Origin of the sequence: Thioalkalivibrio sp. ALJ12 (assembly GCF_000378305.1) — a bacterium.
Lineage (GTDB): Bacteria > Pseudomonadota > Gammaproteobacteria > Ectothiorhodospirales > Ectothiorhodospiraceae > Thioalkalivibrio.
Map to the genome: position 1 here is coordinate 90,785 of NZ_KB899539.1, position 4,572 is coordinate 95,356.

At 65.0% G+C, this 4,572-nt stretch carries 6 protein-coding genes; all 6 read left to right on the plus strand.

The window, feature by feature from the left end; all coding sequences use genetic code 11:
* Nucleotides 1-239 precede the first annotated feature (239 nt).
* The 6 genes from F467_RS0107855 (at nt 240) to F467_RS0107880 (ending at nt 4,414) form a co-directional block, all read left to right on the plus strand.
* On the plus strand, nt 240-1,955 hold the full coding sequence (locus tag F467_RS0107855) for a bifunctional sulfate adenylyltransferase/adenylylsulfate kinase (protein ID WP_018137567.1): 1,716 nt from the start codon (nt 240-242) through the stop codon (nt 1,953-1,955).
* Nucleotides 1,956-2,232: 277 nt separating this feature from the next.
* Nucleotides 2,233-2,676 (plus strand): transposase, encoded by a 444-nt coding sequence (locus F467_RS0107860; RefSeq protein WP_018137568.1) that lies wholly within the window; start codon nt 2,233-2,235, stop codon nt 2,674-2,676.
* A 292-nt stretch (nt 2,677-2,968) separates the two neighbouring features.
* Nucleotides 2,969-3,229 (plus strand): type II toxin-antitoxin system Phd/YefM family antitoxin, encoded by a 261-nt coding sequence (locus tag F467_RS0107865; protein WP_018137569.1) that lies wholly within the window; start codon nt 2,969-2,971, stop codon nt 3,227-3,229.
* Nucleotides 3,213-3,599: a type II toxin-antitoxin system VapC family toxin gene (locus F467_RS0107870; RefSeq protein WP_018137570.1), complete on the plus strand. Its 387-nt coding sequence runs from the start codon at nt 3,213-3,215 to the stop codon at nt 3,597-3,599. Before F467_RS0107865 ends, F467_RS0107870 begins: the two co-directional genes overlap by 17 nt.
* Before the next feature lie 231 nt (nt 3,600-3,830).
* On the plus strand, nt 3,831-4,037 hold the full coding sequence (locus F467_RS0107875) for an AbrB/MazE/SpoVT family DNA-binding domain-containing protein (protein WP_018137571.1): 207 nt from the start codon (nt 3,831-3,833) through the stop codon (nt 4,035-4,037).
* Nucleotides 4,034-4,414: a type II toxin-antitoxin system VapC family toxin gene (locus F467_RS0107880; protein WP_018137572.1), complete on the plus strand. Its 381-nt coding sequence runs from the start codon at nt 4,034-4,036 to the stop codon at nt 4,412-4,414. The genes F467_RS0107875 and F467_RS0107880 overlap by 4 nt, the downstream gene beginning before the upstream one ends.
* The last annotated feature ends 158 nt before the right edge of the window (nt 4,415-4,572 follow it).

Sequence of the window (4,572 nt, forward strand, 5' to 3'; positions counted from 1 at the left end):
GTCCCTGTAGGAGCGCAGCCCCCTGCGCGATGGGGTGCTGGTGATGCCCCAATCGGCCAGAGGGCTGGCCTCCTACGGGGGCAAAACGACAACGGATGACGGAATGGAATGGATCACGCCGTATGGCGGTGGCATGTCCCTGTAGGAGCGCAGCCCCCTGCGCGATGGGGTGTTGGTGATGCCCCAATCGGCCAGGGGGCTGGCCTCCTACAGGAGGTAAAACGACAACGGATGACGGAATGGAATTGATTACGCCGTATGGCGGTGCGCTCTGCGAGCGTTATGTGGACGAGGCGACTGCGCGCGAATTGAATGAAGCGGCGCGGGATATGCCCTCCTGGGATCTGACCCTGCGCCAGCAGTGCGATGCGGAACTGCTGCTGAACGGGGGGTTCTCCCCGCTGACGGGCTTCATGGGCCCGGCGGACTACGACGGCGTGCTTGAGAGCATGCGCCTGGCCGACGGCACGCTATGGCCGATGCCGATCACGCTGGACGTGACCGAAGCCTTCGCCGCGCAGGCGGAGGAGGGCAGCCGCATCGCCCTGCGCGATGCGGAGGGCATGCTCATCGCGGTGATGGACGTGGAGCATCGCTGGACGCCCGATCGCACTCGCGAGGCAGAACAGGTGTTTGGCACTACCGATACCGCGCACCCCGGCGTCAACGAGCTGCTGCATCGCACGGGGCCTGTATATCTGGGCGGCACGCTGCATGGTCTCGAGGCCCCGGTCCACCACGACTTTCGCAACTACCGTTACAGCCCGAGAGAGCTGCGGGAATACTTCCAGAAGCTCGGCTGGAGCCGCGTAGTCGCCTTCCAGACGCGCAACCCGATGCACCGCGCCCAGGTGGAGCTCACCCGCCGCGCGGTGCGCCAGACAGAGGCCAACCTGCTGATCCATCCGGTCGTGGGCGTGACGGCCCCGGGCGACGTGGACCATTACGCCCGCGTGCGCTGCTACGAGCATGTGCTGCGCCAGGCCCCGGAGCAGACCACTCAGCTGAGCCTTTTGCCGCTGGCGATGCGCATGGCCGGCCCGCGCGAGGCCCTGTGGCACGCGATCATCCGCCGCAACTACGGTTGCACGCACATGATCGTCGGCCGTGACCATGCCAGCCCCGATGCAGGCCCGGACGAGCAGGCCTTCTACGGCCCCTACGAGGCACAGGAACTGATCCAGCGCTATGCCGACGAGATCGGTATCGAGATGGTCCCGTTCCAGGCCATGACCTACGTGCAGGACCGGGCGGATTTCGTGCCGGCCAATGAAGTGCGCGAGGGCGAACACACCCTCAGCCTCCCCAGCTCGGAATTCCGCCGCCGCCTGCGAGAAGGCCTGGAGATCCCCGAGTGGTTCTCCTATCCGGAAGTCGTGCAGGAGCTTCGCCGCAGCTTCCCGCCGCGCGACCGCCAGGGTTTCACCGTGTTCTTCACCGGCCTGTCCGGTTCCGGCAAGTCCACCATGGCCAACGCCCTGCGGGTCAAGCTGATGGAACTGGGCGGGCGCGCCGTCACGCTGCTGGATGGCGACATCGTGCGCAAGGAACTCTCCAGCGAGCTCGGCTTCTCCAGGGAGCACCGCGACATCAACGTCCAGCGCATCGGGTATGTGGCCAGCGAGATCACCAAGAATGGCGGCTGCGCCATCTGCGCCCCCATCGCGCCGTACACCGACATGCGCCGCCGTGTGCGCGAGCGCATCGAGCGGGTAGGGGGCTTTATCGAGGTCCACGTCGCCACGCCGCTGGAAACCTGCGAGGCCCGCGACCGCAAGGGCCTCTACGCCAAGGCCCGTGCCGGCCTGATCAAGGAATTCACCGGCATCGACGACCCCTACCAGGAGCCGCAACACCCCGAGCTGCGGCTCGACACCCGCGAGATGACCCCGGACGAAGCCGCCCACCGCATCCTCCTCAAACTCGAAGCCATGGGCTTCATCCGCAACCCTTAGCGCACGATCGGCCAGAGGCTGGCCTCCTACAGGGCGCGTGCTTCTGCCGCTTGTAGGAGCGCAGCCCCCTGCGCGATGGGGTGCTGGAGAGGCCTCATCGGCCAGAGGCTGGCCTCCTACGATGGGTCCCGGTATTTTGTAGGAGCGCAGCCCCCTGCGCGATAGAACGCTGGAAAAAGCCCCCACGGCCAGAATCTGATTCATGGCCAGCCGAAGGGACCAGACGACACCCATCCGCCCCTCGACGGATAACAACCAGCACAACGGGAGCGATGCCATGGACGGCAAACCTCACGCTCAGGCCCTGCGCCGTGGGCGCTATTCCGAGCCCGGGCGGATCTACCTTGTTACCACCCTCACGCGGGATCGCACACCGGTGTTCCGCGATTTCAGCGCTGCCCGTGCACTGGTCGGTACGCTGCGCCACGCGCAAGCGCTCGGGCATGCGGATACGTTGGCGTATGTGGTGATGCCGGATCATCTGCACTGGCTGATGACGCTCGGCGAAAGCATGTCCCTGTCTACCGTCGTACGGTCGGTCAAGGCAGTCACCGCCCGCAGGCTCGGGCGAGCACTCTGGCAGCCCGGCTTTCACGATCACGCGGTACGCCGCGAAGAAGACCTCGCGTCGCTGGCGCGTTACATCGCCGCCAATCCCTTGCGTGCCGGTTTGGTGCGCAACCTTCGTGATTACCCGCACTGGGATGCGATATGGCTTTGACTGGGGGGTTAGCCGAACGTCCCATCGGCCAGAGGGCTGGCCTCCTACAGGGGGCGATTGCTGTAGGAGCGCAGCCCTCTGCGCGATGGGGCGTATCCAGATGCCCCAATCGGCCAGGGGGCTGGCCTGCTACGCGGAATCACGCCCCCTGTAGGAGCGCAGCGCCCTGCGCGATTCGGCGCTGGGTATACCCCCAATCGGCCCGAGGCCGCCCCCTGCATCGTGGTGCTTATCCCGGGTATAATCTAGTCTAGTCAATTAGACTAAGTTGGATGCCGGTGCGAGGGTAGACATGAACGAGACGGTTAATATCCACGAGGCCAAGACTCATTTGTCCCGCTTGCTGGACAAGGTGAGCCGGGGCGAGCCGGTGGTGATCGCTCGGGCCGGCAAGCCGATCGCCCGACTCACGCGGGTCGAGGCACCGACGCCGGCCGCGGCCAGCCGTGTCGGTTTCCTCAAAGGGCAGGTGAGTGTGCCGGACGACTTCGACCGGATGGGCGAGGAGGCCATTATCGAGGCATTCGATAGCGACGATGCATCTCCTTCTTGATACTCACATCCTCCTGTGGGCGGCTGCCGATTCGTCACGGCTGCCTTCCGAGGCGCGCGAGCTGATCCTCAACCCCGAACATGAGCTTGCGTACAGTGCCGCCAGCCTGTGGGAGGTCACCATCAAGCGGAGTCTTGGGCGTCGCGATTTCGTCGTTGAGCCTGCTGTCCTGCGTCGGGAGCTTCGCGAGCACGGCTATACGGAATTGTCCATCGACGGAACCCATGCGCTGGCTGTGGGCCACTTGCCGGATATCCACAAGGACCCGTTCGACCGGATCCTGATTGCCCAGGCCGAGTCCGAAGGCTACCTCCTGCTCACCAGCGACACCCACCTGGCTCAGTACCCGGGTCCCATACGCCTGGTGTAACCGAACAGCCGTTGCAGGAGCGCAACCCCTGCGCGATGGGGCGCGGGTGATGCCCCATCGGCCAGAGGGCTGGCCTCCTACACGGATGCCCGATTGCTGTAGGTGCGCAGCCCTCTGCGCGATGGGGTGTTGGTGACGCACAGTCAGCCAGAGGGCGAAGGAGCGTTCGTGAATCGGCGGGATCGATGCTAAATTGGTAAAACGGACTATCGATCGATCAAAGGTGCTGTAATGGAAGCCCTCACCATCTCTCCGAAATATCAGGTCGTCATCCCCAAGGCGGTACGCGAGGCGCTGCATCTTCGCGCGGGCCAGAAGGTCCAGATTGTGGCGTACGACGACCGCATCGAACTGATTCCCGAACGGCGCATGAGCGAGATGCGGGGGTTCCTCAAGGGCATTGACCCCGACATCCCGCGCGAGGGAGACCGCGTGTGAACGTGGTCGATTCGTCCGCGTGGCTGGAATACTTTGCCGACGGCCCCAACGCCGATGTGTTTGCAGACGCAATCGAGACCACGGCAGAACTGATCGTCCCCACAATCAGCCTCTACGAGGTCTTCAAGCGGGTACTCCAGCAGCGCGGCGAGGCGGCGGCCCTGCAGGCGGCTGCACTGATGCAGCAGGGCGAACTCGTCGAACTCTCGGGGCCCTTGGCACTGTCCGCTGCCAGTCTCGGCAACCAGCATGGCCTCCCGCTCGCCGACAGCATCATCTACGCCACCGCGCGCGCCCATCAGGCCGACCTCTGGACCCAGGACGCCGATTTCGACGGACTTCCGGCTGTTCACTACATCCCAAAGCCTTCCCCGTAGGAGGCCAGCCCTCTGGCCGATTGGGGTGTTGTACAGGCCCGATCGGCCAGAGGGCTGGCCTCTTACGGATCTTGGGGCATTCCCGCCGGTAGGAGCGCAGCCCTCTGCGCGATGGGACGTTGGTGATGCCCGATCGGCCAGGGGCTGGCCTCCTACGG

Bases quoted from the DNA above. Each gene is read 5' to 3' on its own strand.
- F467_RS0107860 (WP_018137568.1), top strand. From the start codon at position 2,233: ATGGACGGCAAACCTCACGCTCAGGCCCTGCGCCGTGGGCGCTATTCC.
- F467_RS0107855 (WP_018137567.1), top strand. From the start codon at position 240: ATGGAATTGATTACGCCGTATGGCGGTGCGCTCTGCGAGCGTTATGTG.
- F467_RS0107865 (WP_018137569.1), top strand. From the start codon at position 2,969: ATGAACGAGACGGTTAATATCCACGAGGCCAAGACTCATTTGTCCCGC.
- F467_RS0107875 (WP_018137571.1), top strand. From the start codon at position 3,831: ATGGAAGCCCTCACCATCTCTCCGAAATATCAGGTCGTCATCCCCAAG.
- F467_RS0107870 (WP_018137570.1), top strand. From the start codon at position 3,213: ATGCATCTCCTTCTTGATACTCACATCCTCCTGTGGGCGGCTGCCGAT.